Below are 16,747 nucleotides of genomic sequence, written 5' to 3' on the forward strand. Positions count from 1 at the left end.
CCATGTGCTTGTTTCCTGCATCAGCGCCTGTGGCAAATGCCTGTATTGCCGCAAGCTCATGTACTCCCATTGCACCACCGGTGGTTGGATCCTGGGTAACACCATTGACGGTACCCAGGCCGAGTTCGTGCGAATTCCCCATGCCGAAAACAGCTTGTATCGCTTGCCCGAGGGGGCGGACGAAGAAGCCCTGGTCATGCTCAGCGATATTTTGCCCACCGGATTTGAATGCGGTGTGCTCAATGGCAAGGTGCAGCCCGGCCAGTCGGTGGCGATTGTGGGCTGTGGCCCCATCGGGTTGGCCGCCTTGCTCACCGCCCAATTCTATTCCCCTGCGCAGTTGATCATGATCGACCTGGATGATAACCGCCTTGGCGTGGCGACGCGTTTTGGTGCCACGGCGGTGATCAACAGCGCTAATGGCCAGGCCATGGAGGCCGTGATGGCGCTGACCCAACGGCGGGGGGCCGACACGGTTATCGAGGCTGTCGGGTTGCCCGCCACGTTCGAGCTATGCCAACAGCTGGTAGCCCCCGGCGGCACCATCGCCAACATCGGGGTACACGGCACGTCCTCCACCTTGCACCTGGAGGCTCTATGGGACCGCAACATCACCATCACCACGCGGCTGGTGGACGCGGTGAGCACACCGATGCTGCTGGACACCTTGACGGCCGGCAAGATCGATCCATTGCAACTGATCACTCACCACTTCGCCCTCGACGACATCCTGGGCGCCTACGAAACCTTTGCCCACGCGGCGGACACCAAGGCGCTCAAAGTCATCATCCAGGTCTGATTGACGCAGGTGCCTGGCACCTGCGCCATGTCGATCCACAACAGGTCAATCATCATGAGCTACAACAGCGTCAACCCCTACGACGGCAAGCTTAGCCAGTCCTTTGCCGATATCAGTGATGCTCAACTGGAACAAAAGTTGGCCGACGCACAGGCCTGCTACCTGTCCTGGAAGCAGAAAAGCTATGCAGAACGCGCAATCATCCTGGGCCGTGCGGCGGTGTTGATGCGCGAGCGAGTCGAGGAGCTTGCCCACATCATGACCCTGGAGATGGGAAAGCGTATCAATGAAGCGCGTGGCGAGGTGATGTTCAGTGCCGATATCCTGGCTTACTACGCGCAACATGCCGCTGCCTTTCTCGGCCCTCAGGTGCTGCATCCCAGCATTGGCGATGCACACATGGAAAGCAGCCCGATCGGTGTGATCTTCGGCATCGAACCGTGGAATTTTCCGTATTACCAACTGGCGCGTGTGGCGGGCCCCCATTTGATGGCGGGCAATGTGCTGGTGATCAAGCACGCCGGCTGTGTGCCGCAATGTGCCATGGCCTTCGAGCAAATGCTGCTGGACTCCGGGGCGCCGAGGGGCCTGTACACCAACTTGCTGATCTCCCACGAACAGTCTGATCGGGTGGTGGATGACCCACGGGTCAAAGGCGTGGCCCTGACCGGCAGTGTCGCCGCCGGACGCAGTATCGCAGCCCGTGCCGGGCAGAACCTCAAACCTTCATCCATGGAGCTGGGGGGCAGCGATGCCTTCATTGTGCTTGAAGACGCCGACCTGGACCTGACCGTTCGCTGGGCAGTGTGGGGCCGCATGTACAACGGTGGTCAAACCTGTTGCGCCGCCAAACGCTTTATCGTGGTCGAGACGCTTGCCGCCTCGTTCCTGGAAAGGCTCCAGGCAGCTTTCGCGGCACTGGCACCAGGAGACCCGTTGAATCCGCAGACCACGCTTGGGCCCTTGTCCACCGAGTCAGCCTTGTTGCAGGTGCTGGAGCAAGTGGACGCTGCCGTCGCCAGCGGGGCGCGGGTGGTGATGGGTGGCCAGCGTGTCCCTCGTGCCGGCGCCTTCATGCAACCCACCATCCTGACCGACATCAGCCCTGATAACCCCGCGTTCCGAGATGAGTTTTTTGGCCCGGTGGCCTTGTTCTTTCCGGTCAAGGACGAAGAGGCGGCCATTGCCCTCGCGAACGACTCCGACTTCGGCCTCGGTGGGTCGGTGTTCACCCGCGATATCGAGCGCGGGCGCAGGGTCGCCAGCCGCATCGAGACAGGCATGATGTTCATCAACAACATCAGTTGGTCGGATGCAGAACTGCCCTTCGGTGGCATCAAGAATTCAGGGTACGGCAGAGAGCTGGGCGATATGGGTATCCAGGCATTCGTCAACAAGAAGCTGGTGCGTTATGCCAGCGCGCAAGCACCGGCCTGAAGGCGTTACTCACCCAACGCCCAGTGGGCGCGGAGCCAAGCATGTACGTCAACGTCGCCGTCTTGAAGGAAACCAGGCCCCACGAACACCGTGTGGCCCTGGTTCCGTCCCTCACCGCCAAGCTGATTAAACTGGGTGCTCGCTTGCATATGCAGTCTGGGGCAGGAGTTGCCTGCCACTGGCCCGATGACGCCTACCCGAATGTGGCGATGATCGAGGACTGCCAGCACTTGGTCAGTGATGCGGACGTGGTACTCGCCGTGCAGCCACCCAGTGCTCAGGTGATCGGCAGGATGAAAAAAGGCGCGATCCTGGTGTCATTCATCTACGCCGAAAAACAGCCGTCGCTGGTGCACTTGTTGCTGGAGCGGCACATCACCTGCTTCGCCATGGAGCGCATACCGCGCATCAGTCGGGCGCAGGCCATGGATGCACTGTCGAGTCAGGCGGCCTTGGCGGGCTATTACGCGGTGCTGTTGGGCTCGACTCAACTGGGCCGTACGTTGCCCAAGTTGACCACCGCAGCCGGCACCATTGGCCCGGCCAGGGTGCTGGTGCTGGGGCTGGGTGTGGCCGGGCTGGAAGCGATTGCGACCGGGCACCGTCTGGGCGCGCTGGTGGAGGGTTATGACGTGAGGCCTGAGACACGGGAGCAGGCGCTGTCACTGGGCGCCGCCTTTGTCGACACGGGTGTCGATGCCAGTGGCACAGGCGGCTATGCCCGTGCCCTGAGCGCCCAGGAAGCGGCAGAGGTGGCGCAGGCGCTGACGCAGCACATCCATGATGCGGATCTGATCATCACCACGGCGGCCATTCCGGGGCACCCGTCACCCACGTTGATTACCCATGTGCAACTGGTCGGCATGAAAGCGGGCGCGGTCGTGGTCGATCTGGCTGCCGAGGGCGGAGGCAACTGCGAAGACACGATACCGGGGCATACCACTTCAGTCGCCGGTGTCACGATCATGGCGCCGCTCAATGTCGCTTCGCTATTGGCGCAGGATGCCAGTGAACTCTACGCTCGCAACCAATACAGCCTGCTGGCCCTGATGATGAAGGACAACGTGGTGACCCTGGACTGGGATGACGAGGTGCTCGCCAAGACGGTGCTGACCCATGCTGGCGTGCTAGGTGATGACATGCCCCACGGCCAGCGTGGCGCAACAACCAGGAGCCGTACGTCATGAACATCAGCCCACTGCTTGCTGTGTACCTGTTCATGCTGGCCGCGTTCGTGGGATGGGTGATCATCGGGCGCGTCCCCGCGATTCTGCACACGCCGTTGATGTCCGGGTCCAATTTTGTCCATGGCATCGTCGTGGTAGGCGCCTTGGTAGCGTTACTCAACGCCAGCAACTCACTGGAACAGGTCATCGGATTTGTCGCGGTGTTGCTCGGTGCCGGCAATGCCGCGGGCGGTTATGCCGTGACAGGACGAATGCTTGCCATGTTCCAGCCCAGCAGACATCCGCCGGCGCGTACCCGGCCCCTTCGCACGACCCTGAAGTCGAAAAAAACCTGAGGCACGGTCATGTTCATGATGATGACATCCACGGTGATCGGCGTCGTTGACCTGGCTGCCGCTTTTCTGCTGATTTACGGGTTATGGCGCATGGCGTCGCCGCTCACCGCGTCGGCAGGGATCACGGTGGCCGGCTGGGGCATGTTGGCCGCCGTGCTGGTCAGTTTCCTGGTGCTGTTCGAGGTCAGTGATGCGGCCCGGCCCTATGTGTTCGGTAACGCAGGGCTGGCCATGATCGCCTTGGCCATGGGCGGTGGTGTGTCATGGTGGGCGGGCAAGAAAATCGCCATGACCTCAATGCCGCAGATGGTCGCGCTCTACAACGGCATGGGTGGCGGCGCGGCAGGCGCGATCGCTGCCATTGAACTGCTAGCGCATCGCAGCATGGGCCCGACCGTGCTTATGATGACGCTGCTGGGCGCGCTCATCGGTGCGGTATCGCTATCCGGATCGCTGATTGCCTGGGCAAAACTGGCCGGAGTACTCAAGGCCCCCTGGCGATTCCACGGCCAGCAATGGGGTAATGTGGCCATGATGCTGTTACTGCTGGGCGTGGGAGCTTACCTGCTGCTGGGTGATGCCATAGCCCCTGCCTGGATCTGGCTGTTCGTGGGCTGTGCGCTGCTATTTGGCGTGTTGATGACGTTGCCCATTGGTGGCGCCGACATGCCTGTGGTGATTTCCATCTACAACGCCTTCACGGGGTTGGCTGTGGGCCTGGAAGGCTTTGTTTTGCAAATGCCTGCGCTGATGATTGCCGGCATGCTGGTCGGTGCGGCGGGTATCCTGCTCACACTGCTGATGGCCAGGGCGATGAACCGCTCGGTTGCCAACGTGCTTTTTACCCGTTTCGGCGATGGGCACAAGCCCAAACCCGGTCACATCAAGGGTGAGCTCAAGCCCACCGCGGCCAGTGATGCGGGCACCGCCATGCGCTACGCCGCCAGCGTGATCATCGTTCCGGGGTATGGTCTGGCGGTCGCCCAGGGCCAGCAGAAGCTCTACGAGTTCGTCAAGTTGTTGATGTCGGCCGGGGTCCAGGTACGGTTTGCCGTGCACCCCGTGGCGGGACGCATGCCGGGGCAGATGGACGTGTTGCTGGCCGAGGCAGGCGTGCCTTACGACTGGATCGTGCAGTTGGAGGACATCAACGACGATTTCGCCCACACCGATATTGTCCTGGTGATCGGTGCCAACGACGTCGTCAACCCCGCTGCCCGGACCGATAAATCCAGTCCCATCTACGGCATGCCGATCCTCAACGTCGACCAGGCAAAGCAGGTCTATGTGGTCAAGCGCGGGGAGGGCAGGGGCTATGCCGGCATAGTCAACCCCCTGTTCTATGCCGACAACTGCAACATGGTTTACGGGGACGCCCAAGCCGAACTCATCGCCATGATCGAAGCGGTCAGGGGGCTGGGAATGTCAGCCGCCAGTTAATGCAGTGCCCTATCCAGCGAGGTTCGCGTCATGTCTATTGATCACGAAGTCGAAGCGATATTGTCAGAAATCGGTGCGCAGACGCCGGACGAACATTGGATTCACGCGTTGAACAACGGAACACACGTATTGATACGGCCGTCGCATGCCGAGGACCGTGTGCGCGAGTTCGAGTTTATCAATACCTTGTCGTTCACTTCTCGGCGCAATCATTTTGTGGCCATGATGTCACTGGATCTCACTGATAATCACGCCATGCAGCACTTGGCAAAAAAGCTGGGGCTCATCAGGCTCCACCCGGAAAATGACTTCCGTGAAACCATTCATGAGTTGAAGCTGCGTGGTTAGCTGGAACCCTTCAGTGTGTGGTCGTGTTCGCCACCACCGAATTGGGCTGGCCGACCGCGGGAAGCCAGAGTTCTACCGTTGTGCCTCGGCCTGGCACACTGTGCAATCTGAGCCCACCACCAGACTGCTCGGCAAAACCGTACGCCATGGACAGTCCCAGCCCTGTTCCTTTCCCGACTGCCTTTGTGGTGAAGAAAGGGTCCAGCGCGCGCTTGAGGGTAGGCGCATCCATACCTTCCCCCTGGTCGACTACCGACAGGCAAACGTAATCACCCGGCTTGATGTTGCCCTCTGGAGCGGCAAGGGTTCGTGCTTGCGCAGTGATAGTCAGCAGCCCTTCATCCTTCATTGCATCGCGCGCGTTGACCGCCAGGTTCAGTAGTGCTGATTCGAGCTGATGTCGGTCGGTCTCGATTCGAGGTAAGGCGGGAGCAACCTGCACATCCAGGATAATCATCGACCCCAGGGACGACCTCAGAAAATCGCCGATTTCCAACAGCAGTGGCTCGACATCACTGGGTTGTCTTTGTAACTCCTGAATGCGGGCAAAGGAGAGCATCCGGGAGGTCAGCGACGCGCCTCGACTTGCCGCTTCCTTCGCGGTATCAATCAACCGGGAAACGCGTGGATCTTCAGGTACGCGTCGGCTGAGCAAATCCAGGCTGCTTTGCACGACGGTAAGCAAGTTATTGAAGTCGTGCGCGATCCCTCCCGTCAATTTACCAATCGCTTCCATCTTCTGTGACTGATGCAGCGCTTGTTCAGCCTTGAGTCGATCGGTCTTGTCCAATGCCTCCGGGACCATGCCGATGACGCTACCGGACTGATCAAGCATGGGGCGTATGGAGAAATCAAAAACCCGAGTGCCGCGGTGCTCTTCAACAGAAAGACTGAAGCTTTCCGTTGCCCCGGCAGCGACGTTAGCCATTGCGGTTTTCACCGTCTCGCTCGCGCCAGCCGAGCGCTCAAACCAGGCGCTATCCCAGAATAGTTGGCCTTCTGTCTCGGCCAGCGTAGTGCCGGCGCCCGCCAGCGCAGTCGCATTCGCGTAGATGACCTTCCCTTCTGGGCAGGTCATCCATTGATACAAATGTGACGTGTCGAAAATGGCACGAATGTTCGCCTCGCTTTGCATCAACTGCGCGGTTCGCTGTGCGACCTGCTCTTCAAGTCGCTCTACAAACCGCAGCTCGGTTTTTCGTACTTGCTCTGCTGCGCGCACGCGTTCGATATGCGCCCAGGAACGCTCCGTCACCTCCCGGAGCAAGCTTATTTCGTTGGTCTTCCAGGCTCGAGGTGTGTTGCCGTGGACCGCCATCATTGCCGTCAGCTTACCGTCCTTGATCAGAGGCATGCAGATGCTTGACGCTACGCCCAGTTGCAAAAACATCTGCGCGTCATCGGGCGCCAGTTGCTCGTGGACGTCACCGAGGACGAGGGGAAGACCGGTATGCAGTTGTTTTTCAACCAGACTGCCGAACGTCGACAAACTGTAGTGCCCAACGAGGCTCGGCACACCGGGTATGCACCAGTCGCCTCGGATAGTGAAGTGGTCAGCATCTGGCTCAACGTCGGCATAAGCGCAGATCGCAACATCCAGGTACTCGCCGAGCAGGCGGGTCGTTGTCGCCAGGATCGCATCGGCCCCACTGAGCTGGATGGTGTGCGCGGCCAAACTGTCAAGAAAGCGCAACTGCCTTTCGTTTTCCTGCAAAGCGCATTGGGCACGAAACCGTTCGGTGGTTTCGACCACGACGGCCAGTACACCCAAGGGGGTGCCGTCTTCGTCTGGGATGGGAGAGTAGTCGAGGTTCAGCCAGACTTGTTCGGGGGCGCCAGTGCGATTGAGTTCAAACCCGCGGTCAACGTAAGACAGGCGCTGTCCCTGCAATACTTTCTCCATGACGTTGGCATTGAATTCAGCGGCCTCCGGCCACGCGTCGACGACGTTCATGCCCAATACCTGGGGGTGCTTGTTCCCGGCGATCACGGAGTAGGCATCGTTATAGATCATGGTTCCCGCGCGGCCCCAGAGCAAGGCCATCGGGACTCTGGACTGTACAACCGTCCTTGTGAGCGTTCTCAAGCTGGGGGGCCATTCCGATAATGGCCCTAGCGCGGTACTGGACCAATCAAACGCTTCGATCAAAGCGCCGAGTTCACCGGCGCACTCGCTCGTCGCGGCCCCAGGATCGTCAGGTCGATCCATTGCGTTGCTGCTTGGAGGAACGTTCATCTACGGCGCCCAATGCTGAAGTATGGCTGGGTGGGAGTGCACCGAGATCCGCGCTGGTTCGCTGTTTCTGGCTAGCCGAATCTCGGTAATGCAGGGCTCCGACCACACTCCTGGTTGGGTGGTTCCGTTGCAATGACAAGTCTTTTTCCGTGCCCGTTTTTCCGGCAACGCTGCCGTGAATCATCGACTGTCAGGGCGTGTGAGCTGTGTGGCTACTTTGCGCGCTGACAGCCGATGAGAGGTATCACCTGCGGTTTCAGACGGCGGCGATGACCACCCGTGGGCGCGAAGACAAGGCGAAGCGTCCGACACCGATGCTCAAGGCACCGCCGATCAACAGCATGAGCAAGGTGCCCCAGGCAGCCTTGGACAGGTTCCTGGCCGCCGCGTCAGCGGCTTCGCGGGCTTGCTGCTCGGCCTGCTGCTTGAGCGCCTGCACCTTGGCAACCGCCTGTTCGTAGGCCTGGGCGTAGTTGTCGACGATCTGCTGCGCCTGTTCGTGACTCTTGCCGGTGCGCGCGGCGACGATATTGACCAGCGCTTCCTTGTCGGCGGCGTTCAGTGCTGGCTCACCGGCCTTCTGGACGCGGTCGAACCACTGCTTCAGTTGGTCGCCTGCCTGGGCAGGATCAGTAGACGCCTGGGTAGCCGCCTGCTTGGCGTCGTTACCGGCCTGGTCGGTTTTCTGCTCAAGCATGGAGGGGTCCAGCTCGGCCTTGCCCGACTGCTTCAGGGTGGTGTCCATTTGGGCCTTGAGGCTGTCCCAGTCCAGGCTGATGCCGTTCTTGTCCAGCTGCTGCTTGATGCTCTGGCCCACGCCAGGCGCGGCAGCGGCGACGCCATCGGCGGCCAGCGACAGGCCCTTGCCCGCGATGGTGCCGGCGGTCCCCACCAGGCTACCGGCCAGGGACGCCAACAGCCAGGTGGTCAGCAGGGTGGTGATGGTCCAGCTCAGCAGGCCATGCAGGCCACCGCGGTCTGGCGCGGTGCGCCCGGCCACCCAGGCGCCGGCCGCCACCGAAATCAGGGTGCTGACAAACAACCACACGCCGGCGCCAGTACCGAAACCGCGCAGGGGGTTGCCCTGGGCCATCGGGTCGACCGCACCGGCGCCGATGGCAGTGCCCAGCACGCTCAGCACCAGGTAAGTGACCAGGGCAATGGCACCACCGGCAAAAACCGAACTCCAGGACACCCGGAACGGAGAGGCCGTGGTAGCAGCTGTGTCTACATAGGTTGTGCTCATGAATCGATCCTCGGGCAGTAAGTGCGTTCGGCCGATGCGCCAGTGGCACCGGCCGGTTGGCGGGCAGCGGGGCTGCCTTCATCGTCGATTTCGACGTGAGTACCAGTGTGCCGAGGCCAGGTACGGGGTGTATTGGCGCATTTGCACCGGTGCCTCTGGTGCATTCGCACCGACCGCCGTGTGCGGGTACTGCACTAAGCTGCGGGCTGTGGGTCCGATGTCCACGCCACAGGAACAGGAGATGAAGATGAGTGAGGCCGTGCTTGCCAGAGAAACCAACCGCCGCCAGTTGCAGCAGATCATCTCCGGGCTGTCGGATGGGGTGATGCTGATCGAAACCGACCAGACCATCATCTGGGCCAACGAGGCGGCCCTGCAGATGCACGGGGTCGAGGCCATCGCCGACCTGGGCGCCAACGGCGATGAGTACCGCGCGCGCTTCGCCTTGCGTTATCGCAATAATCATCCGCTGGAGGTGGAGCAATACCCGATCGCCCGGGTGGCGGCGGGCGATGTGTTCAGTGATGTGATCGTGGAGGTCGCACCGGCCGACGATCCAGAACAGCGCAGCCGTGTGCACCGGGTGCGCAGCATGGTGCTGGAAGACAGCAAGGGCACGCCGGAGTCGCTGGTGTTGATCATCGCCGATGCCACCGAGTGGGCCAGTGCCGAGCAGCGCTTTGAAAAGACCTTCAACGCCAACCCGGCCCCCGCCGTGATCTGCCGCCTCAGCGACCTGCGTTTCATCAAGGTCAACCAGGGCTTTCTGGAGATGACCGGGCATTCGCGCGAGCAGGTGATCGGGCGCTCGGTGTACGAGGTGGACGTGCTGGAGAATGCCGAGCGCAAGGACCTGGCCATCGAGCGCTTGACCCAGGGCGCGACCATTCCGCAAATGCAGGCCGAACTGAAGCTGCCGGGCGGCGGGACCAAACTGGTGATCGTGGCAGGGCAGCCGCTGGACATGAACGAAGAGGACTGCATGCTGTTCTCGTTCACTGACCTGGAACCCCGGCGCAAGGCCGAAACCGCCTTGCGCCAGAGCGAGGAGCGCTTCGCCAAGGCCTTTCGGCTCACCCCGGTGCCCACCCTGGTATGCAGCGCCGATCGCCAGCAGGTGGTGGACGTCAACGAAGCCTTTCTTGCCACCCTGGGCTACACCGCCCAGGAGTTGATCGGCCGCACCGTGGCCGAGTTGGACTTCATCGAGGGCGCAGGGATGGCGGGTACCCTGTTTGATGTGCTGGAGAAGAGCGGGCGTATCGACGGGCTGGACGTGAAGCTGCGCAAAAAGGGTGATGAGACCCTCGACTGTGTGCTGGCGGCCGATACCGTCAGCCTCCAGGACGCAGCGTGCTACCTGCTGGTGCTGATGGACATCACCGAGCGCAAGCGGTCGGAGCTGGAGTTGGTGGAAGCCATTGAAACGGTGATGCAGGACGCTTCCTGGTTCAGCCAGACCCTGATCGAAAAGCTGGCCAATGCCAAAAGCGTCAATGGCCGGCAGCTCCCGTCGGCCTCCTTCACCGACCTTACCGCGCGTGAGCGAGATGTGCTGGGCCTGATCTGCGAGGGGTTGGCCGACAAGGAAATAGCCGCACGGCTCAACCTGGCCCTCAACACGGTGCGCAACCATGTGGCCACGGTGTATTCCAAGCTCGACGTGCACAGCCGAAGCGAGGCCATTGTCTGGGCCCGGGAACGTCACCTGTTCGCGGGCCAGGCCAAGGCCAAACGCAAGGAATAGGGTGCAAATGCACCAGGGGCACTGATGCGAAATCACCTGTCAGGGTGGTTCGCGGGTTCGTAATCTGGGGTAAAGCCGGCACAGTGGTCGGCATCACCCGGAGGTAGCCATGAAACCCGAACAGGTCAAAGGTGCATTGGAACAGGCGGCAGGCAAAGCCCAGGACATCCTCGGCGACCTGACCGGCAATGAGCGGCTGCAAGTGGAAGGCAAGGCGCGGCAGTCGGCGGGGGAGCTTCAACAGCACTACGGCGACCTGCTGGCCGAGGTGTCGGCCTTCACGCAGCGCCGCCCACGTACCACACTGGCGGTGTTCGCGGGGCTGACGTTGCTGGCGGGGTGGCTGTTGGTGCGGGGGCGTGACTGACAACCTGATCGATGTGCGCCGGAATCGGGGCAGCGGCTGGACGCGGCGCTGCACCATTGCGCCAAGCACCATCAGCCGGAGCATCCGATCAACAAACCGCCCAACCAACCAGGTGCAAAGCAGCGAACTTGCTTCAGGTGGAAAGTCCGAAATACTCGGTTTTGTTCGGACTACCCGATGTCTGCCATCAATGGGTTAAATCTGGCATGGTTTTTCCAAGCAGGAGCCAAAGTAAATCATGGATCTCCAGACATTGTCTAAGCCGCGATCGTGACTGTCCAGCCAATGATCTAGATGGGGTAGCCGTATAGCAAGGGCAAATTCACGAACGTTATCGACGTGGCACCAATCATTCCTGGTACATTTCCCTTGGGAGTCATGAGGTACATCACAGCCGTTGCGCCCGAGCATATGATCGGAATGATCAGCAAAAAAAGATCGCCGTTTACAAAGTGCGAGTAGAGCGCGGTCAGGCTCCATGCTGTAATTGAGCCAAGCATCGCTAAGCCGCTGGGCCCACGTAATGCAGGCCGAGAAAAGGCACGCTGATCTATCTGGGAGTATTCCATTGATGTCAATTCCCAGGTCTCGGGTATATCCCACATTTGGTAGGCACCGATATATGAAAAAATAGTACTGGCAACAATCCTATTCAGCATCCAGCGCTTTGCCGGGGTTACAACGTGATGGTGATGGCGATCGATTCTCCCCATAACCAAGCGCCTCAGGTTGCCAAATTCGAAGAGAAGATTGCCTATTGAGAAGAAAAAGGCTAATTAAAGAGTGCCCGCTTCGATCAATGAGCCTACAGACTCTTGTATAGCCTCAAGGCTGCTGTAGCGAGGATGGTAGCCTAGCCTCGTGCGCGCTTTATCCATGGACAGGCACGAGCTTCGTACAACGTGCTCCCAGGAAAGTTGGGCGTCTTCGGGTGGGTAAGCAGCCTTCCATTCTTCAAACGGAAGATAGCGGATTTTTGGTTCTTTACCGAACCAGCGAAACATGGATTCCGCATATCCCCGCAGGTTTAAAGCTTGAGCGGATACCGCGTTGAACGCTTCCCCTGCCGATGCTGCCTTGTTGGCAAGAGCGAGCAAGATCAGTTGCGCGACATCATAGCCGTGAACGTGATGAAGCGTTTCAAGACCGAAGTTCGGGAGCGTGATTTCTTCGCCTCGCGCCATCTGGGCAAATACCGCTGTATTAGCGTTGCCATGGGGGCTGATGGGAGCCCACCCGGGCCCTACGATATGTCCGGGGCGGAAGACAGTCGCCGGAAACCCAGCCCGATGTGCTTCCTGGAGAAGCCAGCCCTCCATTTCGGCTTTGTTGATGCCATACGCTCCGAATGGATTGAGCGGGTCGTCCTCACACGTCGGTACGGCCACGTTGTGACCGTACACCCATATCGTGCTGCAATGAACGAAGTGTTCGATTTTCCCACGTAGCGGTTCCACCAGCTTTCGCGTACTGTCGAGGTCGAACGAAATCAGGTCGATGACGATATCTGGTCGCAATGCTGCAATGCGTTGGCCGAAGGTGTCCACCTGATTCTCTGCCGAGCGATCAGCAGTAATTTGCTGGACGGCAGCCCAGGCGGAATGCTCGCTGTAGGCCTTGGCTTTTCCTCGACTGACGTTGATCACCTCATGACCTAGCTCAACCAAAGCAGGAACGAGGTAGGTTCCGATGTGTCCACTACCGCCGACGACGATGACTCGGGACATGTGCACTTTCCTCTCAAGCTGCGTGCTCTGCTGCAGTGCGCAGGATTTCTGATTGTCTGGCGGCTTTTGCCAATATCACCGTTCCCCTATCCATGGGGGGTTCTGCGCTGTCAAAGCCGGTGAAAAATGTAGTCACCACTGTCGATGTCAGCTACCCCCACACCTTTATCGAGAAGTGATTGACGCAGCGTCGGATTTTCAGCGCATACGGCCCACGTTGGTGGAGTGGGGCCTTTGAAACCAGAGTCGTATCGCTCAATGGCTTCCATCATTTTGGCACGGTCTGGCAAATAAACCGCCAAGGCGTTGTCCTTCCACGCGGCGACCGTCATGCCCATCGATTCGCAGATGGCGACCTTGTCCTGCGCATCCCGCTTGTCCGCCTCTCGCGACTGGTCGATGTTGTCAGCCAACACCTGATCAACGACGCGGTCGGTGTAGATGACATCCCCTGATTCCCATACCTGGGGCGGGCAGGCCTTCTGCTCGGGCTTCAAGGCTATGAATGGAGAAATTTCCATAGGGTAAATCCGGCACACCAGGGGGCGCTTCTCGTAGATGCCACATTGATCTTGGTCGTCCAGGTTAGGGCACTGGGTGAGGGCATTGGCCGCAAAGATAGAGATGACTTTCAGCTTGGACGCATCGCTCACAACCACTGCTGAGCGCCGGTCATTGTAGGCAAACTTTGCAGGTTGGCTTTCCCACGCTGAGTCATCGAATGCCTCGAGAATCACGGCGACATCGTGTCCACGTCGAAGCCATTGTCTAGACTCTTCGAGAGTCAAGGGAATCAAACGTCCTTTGCAGCAAACGCCGCAGCCATTACAGGCAAATCGTATAGCCATTATTCAATCCGATCACTTAATACGAGTGTACGGCCCACCGCCGGCCCTGATAGAGCCCTACATGGCGTAGCTTGTAGCGATTATGTCGACCGCAGCATGCGACTGGTTGCTGGATCCGGGCGGATGCTTGCCTGTTCCAATGAAAATGAATCTTTGCTCAGGAATCATCTTGTTCACCTTCGGAGGCATGTCTTCCCCGGCTTGGCAGAAACCACGAGATTCGTCGTTTTAGGCAATCTTTCGCCCGGACTCAGCAACCTGCCTATCCCGTAGATGAGGAGAATGACCTCCATGCCGAGGACGTGGTTATCAGCGCTCCGGCAAGACGAATTAATTTCAAATTACGAGGAAGATGTCATGGCGGATAAGAAGGTTTGGCTGATCACTGGTGCGAGTCGCGGTCTTGGTGTCCAACTGGCAAAGGCTGCTCTGGCCGCCGGTCATACCGTGGTGGCTACCGGACGCGACCCGCAAAAAGTGGAAGCTGCGGTAGGGGCAAGTGCTGGCCTGTTGACCGTTAAGCTCGACATTACCCGCCCAGAAGATGCTGAAGCAGCTGTCGCTGCTACGGTTGCCAAATTTGGCCGAGTCGATGTCCTTATCAACAACGCTGGTGACTTCTACGCTGGTTTTTTCGAAGAGCTGACTCCTGAACATTTCCGCAGCCAGATCGAAACACTGTTGTTTGGCCCGGTAAATGTGACCCGGGCCGTGCTTCCAGTCATGCGCAAGCAGCGTTCTGGCCTGGTTGTCACAGTATCTTCAACGGCCGGTGTAGTCGGCGGAACGTTCTGCAGTGCCTACGCCGCGGGTAAGTTTGGTGTTGAAGGTTGGATGGAGTCCTTGGCGTCTGAGGTCGAGCAGTTTGGCATCAAAACGATGCTGGTTGAGCCTGGCTTCTTCCGCACGGACTTGCTGACTACCAACTCCACTACCTTCGCCGAACCAGCGATTGAGGACTATGCGGAAATGACTCGCGCTACTGTAAGCGCGTGGAGCGGAATGAGCGGCAAACAAGGCGGAGATCCTGCCAAGCTCGCGGTAGCAGTCGTTCAACTGGCAGGTAGCGATACCCCACCCGCTCGTTTTGCCGGCGGTGCAGACGCCGTCCAGGCTTTCGAGAACAAGGCGAAGCTGCTGTCAGAACAGGCAAACGCCCACCGCGAACTTTCGTCTTCGTTGGCTCATGACGAGTAAGTCAAGCGGCAGGTTGCACCGCGCCTGATGATGACTTGACTCGTCAACTGAGATCGTTTGCTGATTGTCTTGGATCTGCTGCGTGCGCCTCGACAGCAATCAAGAACGATCTGCGTGGGGGGGGGGAACCTGGTTCTCCCCATCGCTCACTACTTCGCGATACCACGCCACGCGGGTTCAGCGCCCATATCTCACTTTGAACCATTCCTTGGGTCGCACGGCCAATGGATGGAGAGGCATCGCTTATCCGAACTCATCACCAATGCGGTCTTTCAGTCGCTTTATATCCTGCTCGACTGTGGGAGCACTGATCACGTCGTAGCACGCAAAAATTGGCAAAACCTCAGCACCGCAGAATCGGTAATTTGCGGTATTCGCTGCAAACACCTCATCCACCGATCGGCCCTGATGCAGCTTTTGCTTGGGGTCATCAAAAGCTTCGCGTGGCGAGTTCATGGTCAGCGAGAGCAGGTAGCGCTTGCCTTGCATTTTTCCACCTGAGCCATATTGGCGCGAGGGATCATCCATGGATCGTCCATCTCCGCCGAGAAAACTTTGCTGAATCAGTCCGGCCGTGAACACTTCGTCGACGTATTTTTTGTACAACCACGGGTTACCGAACCAAAAGATAGGGGATTGCGTCACGATGACATCCGCCCATAGATGCTTCTCGACTTCTTCACTCACGTCATAACCGGACTCAATATAGGTTTGTCGTACCGTGTAGCCGTGTTTTTTCATCTCGTCGGCAATCAATGCTGCCATTGTACGATTCAGGCGTCCCTCGCTAATGCCATGATGAGTCTGATGCGCATTGATCACGAGCGCTCGCTTGCCGCTTTTACCCTCGTTCGAAATCGCCGATGGCGCCACTGTGACAGCCGCAATGGCCGTTGCGTTGACGAAGGATGGAATCACCATCGCAGCAGTGATTCCAACACCGGTTTTGATAAAACCCCGTCGATCAAGCTGTCCAGCAGTACCTGGATGAACGGTAGGGTCAAAGGTCTTGGCCATGTAGCGATCCTGCGTTGGAGATTTTCGTAGAAATGGGGCATCAAGTGCCCCATCAACAATACCCATGGGGACGACTCAGTCCATTTGCCGTACCGGCCGGATAACGAGCTCCCCGACGAGCACTCGTGGCGGCTGCGCGAAGCTGTACACCAGCCCTTGGGCGATATCGACGGAGTGAAGTGCGTCAACCTGAGCACGGTGCTGAGCGGCAGGGTCGTTTTCGCCGGTACCACCCCATTCTGTCCAGGTCGCGCCTGGTTCGATCAGGGAAACACGAATACCTTGATCACCCAGCTCCTTGCGCAACGAGTCATGGAAACCAATAACCGCGAACTTTGTTGCGCAGTACACGGCCCAACCCGGTGCTCCGTTCCGGCCGCCAACACTTGAAACGGTCGAAATCATTGCGCCCTCGCGCCCCTGCATCAATGGGATCGCTGCGTGAGTGCAGTTCAGTACGCCGTAAAAGTTGGCATCTATCTGGGTACGCCATCCCTCAGGGCTGCTATCGGCAAAAACGCCATTGATTCCGACCCCGGCGTTGTTGAAAAGCAGATCCAGGCCGCCAAACTGATCATGCACCAGTTTGAACAGCGCTGCGACGCTTTGAGGGTCAGCCACGTCGGCCTCGACGGCCAAAGCCAGCTCTCCGAGCTCGTCGGCAAGCGCCTGGATTCTGTCTTTGCGGCGCGCCGCCAACACTACGGTAACGCCCTCGTCAACCAGCAGCCGTGCAGCCGCCGCACCAATGCCGCTTGAAGCACCGGTGACGACTGCGATTTTTCCACTCAGATTTTGCATCTGCATTTTCAAGAC

Annotated in this window: 16 protein-coding genes; 9 read left to right on the top strand and 7 right to left on the bottom strand. The window is 59.2% G+C overall.

Annotated features, from left to right (window positions below):
• The 6 genes from QBK88_RS15145 to QBK88_RS30895 all read left to right on the top strand — a co-directional run.
• The coding region (locus QBK88_RS15145) for a zinc-binding dehydrogenase (protein WP_277962642.1) at positions 1 to 799 on the top strand (799 nt) is incomplete at its 5' end.
• Between the two features lie 54 nt (positions 800 to 853).
• Positions 854 to 2,236: an NAD-dependent succinate-semialdehyde dehydrogenase gene (locus QBK88_RS15150; protein WP_277962643.1), complete on the top strand. Its 1,383-nt coding sequence runs from the start codon at positions 854 to 856 to the stop codon at positions 2,234 to 2,236.
• A gap of 41 nt (positions 2,237 to 2,277) precedes the next feature.
• A complete protein-coding gene (locus QBK88_RS15155) occupies positions 2,278 to 3,423 on the top strand; it encodes an NAD(P) transhydrogenase subunit alpha (protein ID WP_277962644.1) in 1,146 nt (381 codons plus the stop codon).
• Positions 3,420 to 3,758, top strand: a complete 339-nt coding sequence (locus QBK88_RS15160; RefSeq protein ID WP_277962645.1) for an NAD(P) transhydrogenase subunit alpha — start codon at positions 3,420 to 3,422, stop codon at positions 3,756 to 3,758. The genes QBK88_RS15155 and QBK88_RS15160 overlap by 4 nt, the downstream gene beginning before the upstream one ends.
• Before the next feature lie 15 nt (positions 3,759 to 3,773).
• Positions 3,774 to 5,198 carry an NAD(P)(+) transhydrogenase (Re/Si-specific) subunit beta gene (locus QBK88_RS15165; RefSeq protein ID WP_277962646.1) on the top strand — a complete coding sequence of 475 codons (1,425 nt, stop codon included), beginning with the start codon at positions 3,774 to 3,776 and terminating at the stop codon, positions 5,196 to 5,198.
• A 30-nt stretch (positions 5,199 to 5,228) separates the two neighbouring features.
• A complete protein-coding gene (locus QBK88_RS30895) occupies positions 5,229 to 5,546 on the top strand; it encodes a hypothetical protein (protein WP_445764941.1) in 318 nt (105 codons plus the stop codon).
• Between the two features lie 10 nt (positions 5,547 to 5,556).
• Here QBK88_RS30895 and QBK88_RS15175 read toward each other — a convergent pair whose 3' ends face one another.
• Together QBK88_RS15175 and QBK88_RS15180 are read right to left on the bottom strand one after the other, a co-directional pair.
• Positions 5,557 to 7,590, bottom strand: coding sequence for an ATP-binding protein (locus QBK88_RS15175; RefSeq protein WP_277962647.1), 2,034 nt, complete (start codon positions 7,588 to 7,590; stop codon positions 5,557 to 5,559).
• Between the two features lie 448 nt (positions 7,591 to 8,038).
• A complete protein-coding gene (locus QBK88_RS15180; RefSeq protein WP_277962648.1) occupies positions 8,039 to 9,028 on the bottom strand; it encodes a hypothetical protein in 990 nt (329 codons plus the stop codon).
• A 247-nt stretch (positions 9,029 to 9,275) separates the two neighbouring features.
• Here QBK88_RS15180 and QBK88_RS15185 point away from each other — a divergent pair, with 247 nt between their 5' ends.
• Complete coding sequence (locus QBK88_RS15185; RefSeq protein WP_277962649.1) at positions 9,276 to 10,775, top strand: helix-turn-helix transcriptional regulator; 1,500 nt, start codon at positions 9,276 to 9,278, stop codon at positions 10,773 to 10,775.
• A 109-nt stretch (positions 10,776 to 10,884) separates the two neighbouring features.
• Complete coding sequence (locus QBK88_RS15190) at positions 10,885 to 11,142, top strand: CsbD family protein (protein ID WP_277962650.1); 258 nt, start codon at positions 10,885 to 10,887, stop codon at positions 11,140 to 11,142.
• A 290-nt stretch (positions 11,143 to 11,432) separates the two neighbouring features.
• Here the strand turns inward: QBK88_RS15190 and QBK88_RS15195 are convergent, their stop codons facing one another.
• From QBK88_RS15195 to QBK88_RS15205, 3 genes are all read right to left on the bottom strand, one after another.
• The gene (locus QBK88_RS15195; RefSeq protein WP_277962651.1) at positions 11,433 to 11,855 is read right to left on the bottom strand and encodes a hypothetical protein; all 423 of its coding nucleotides are present in this window, start codon (positions 11,853 to 11,855) and stop codon (positions 11,433 to 11,435) included.
• 63 nt (positions 11,856 to 11,918) lie between these two features.
• Positions 11,919 to 12,869, bottom strand: a complete 951-nt coding sequence (locus tag QBK88_RS15200; RefSeq protein ID WP_277962652.1) for an NAD-dependent epimerase/dehydratase family protein — start codon at positions 12,867 to 12,869, stop codon at positions 11,919 to 11,921.
• 110 nt (positions 12,870 to 12,979) lie between these two features.
• The gene (locus QBK88_RS15205; protein WP_277962653.1) at positions 12,980 to 13,717 is read right to left on the bottom strand and encodes a YkgJ family cysteine cluster protein; all 738 of its coding nucleotides are present in this window, start codon (positions 13,715 to 13,717) and stop codon (positions 12,980 to 12,982) included.
• A gap of 357 nt (positions 13,718 to 14,074) precedes the next feature.
• Between QBK88_RS15205 and QBK88_RS15210 the strand changes: the two genes are divergently transcribed.
• On the top strand, positions 14,075 to 14,914 hold the full coding sequence (locus QBK88_RS15210) for an SDR family oxidoreductase (protein WP_277962654.1): 840 nt from the start codon (positions 14,075 to 14,077) through the stop codon (positions 14,912 to 14,914).
• A 243-nt stretch (positions 14,915 to 15,157) separates the two neighbouring features.
• Here QBK88_RS15210 and QBK88_RS15215 read toward each other — a convergent pair whose 3' ends face one another.
• Positions 15,158 to 15,931: an NAD(P)H-dependent oxidoreductase gene (locus tag QBK88_RS15215; protein ID WP_277962655.1), complete on the bottom strand. Its 774-nt coding sequence runs from the start codon at positions 15,929 to 15,931 to the stop codon at positions 15,158 to 15,160.
• Positions 15,932 to 16,006: 75 nt separating this feature from the next.
• A complete protein-coding gene (locus QBK88_RS15220; RefSeq protein WP_277962656.1) occupies positions 16,007 to 16,738 on the bottom strand; it encodes an SDR family oxidoreductase in 732 nt (243 codons plus the stop codon).
• Between the last annotated feature and the right edge of the window lie 9 nt (positions 16,739 to 16,747).

Source organism: Pseudomonas sp. RIT-To-2 (assembly GCF_029623465.1).
Lineage (GTDB): Bacteria > Pseudomonadota > Gammaproteobacteria > Pseudomonadales > Pseudomonadaceae > Aquipseudomonas > Aquipseudomonas silvicola.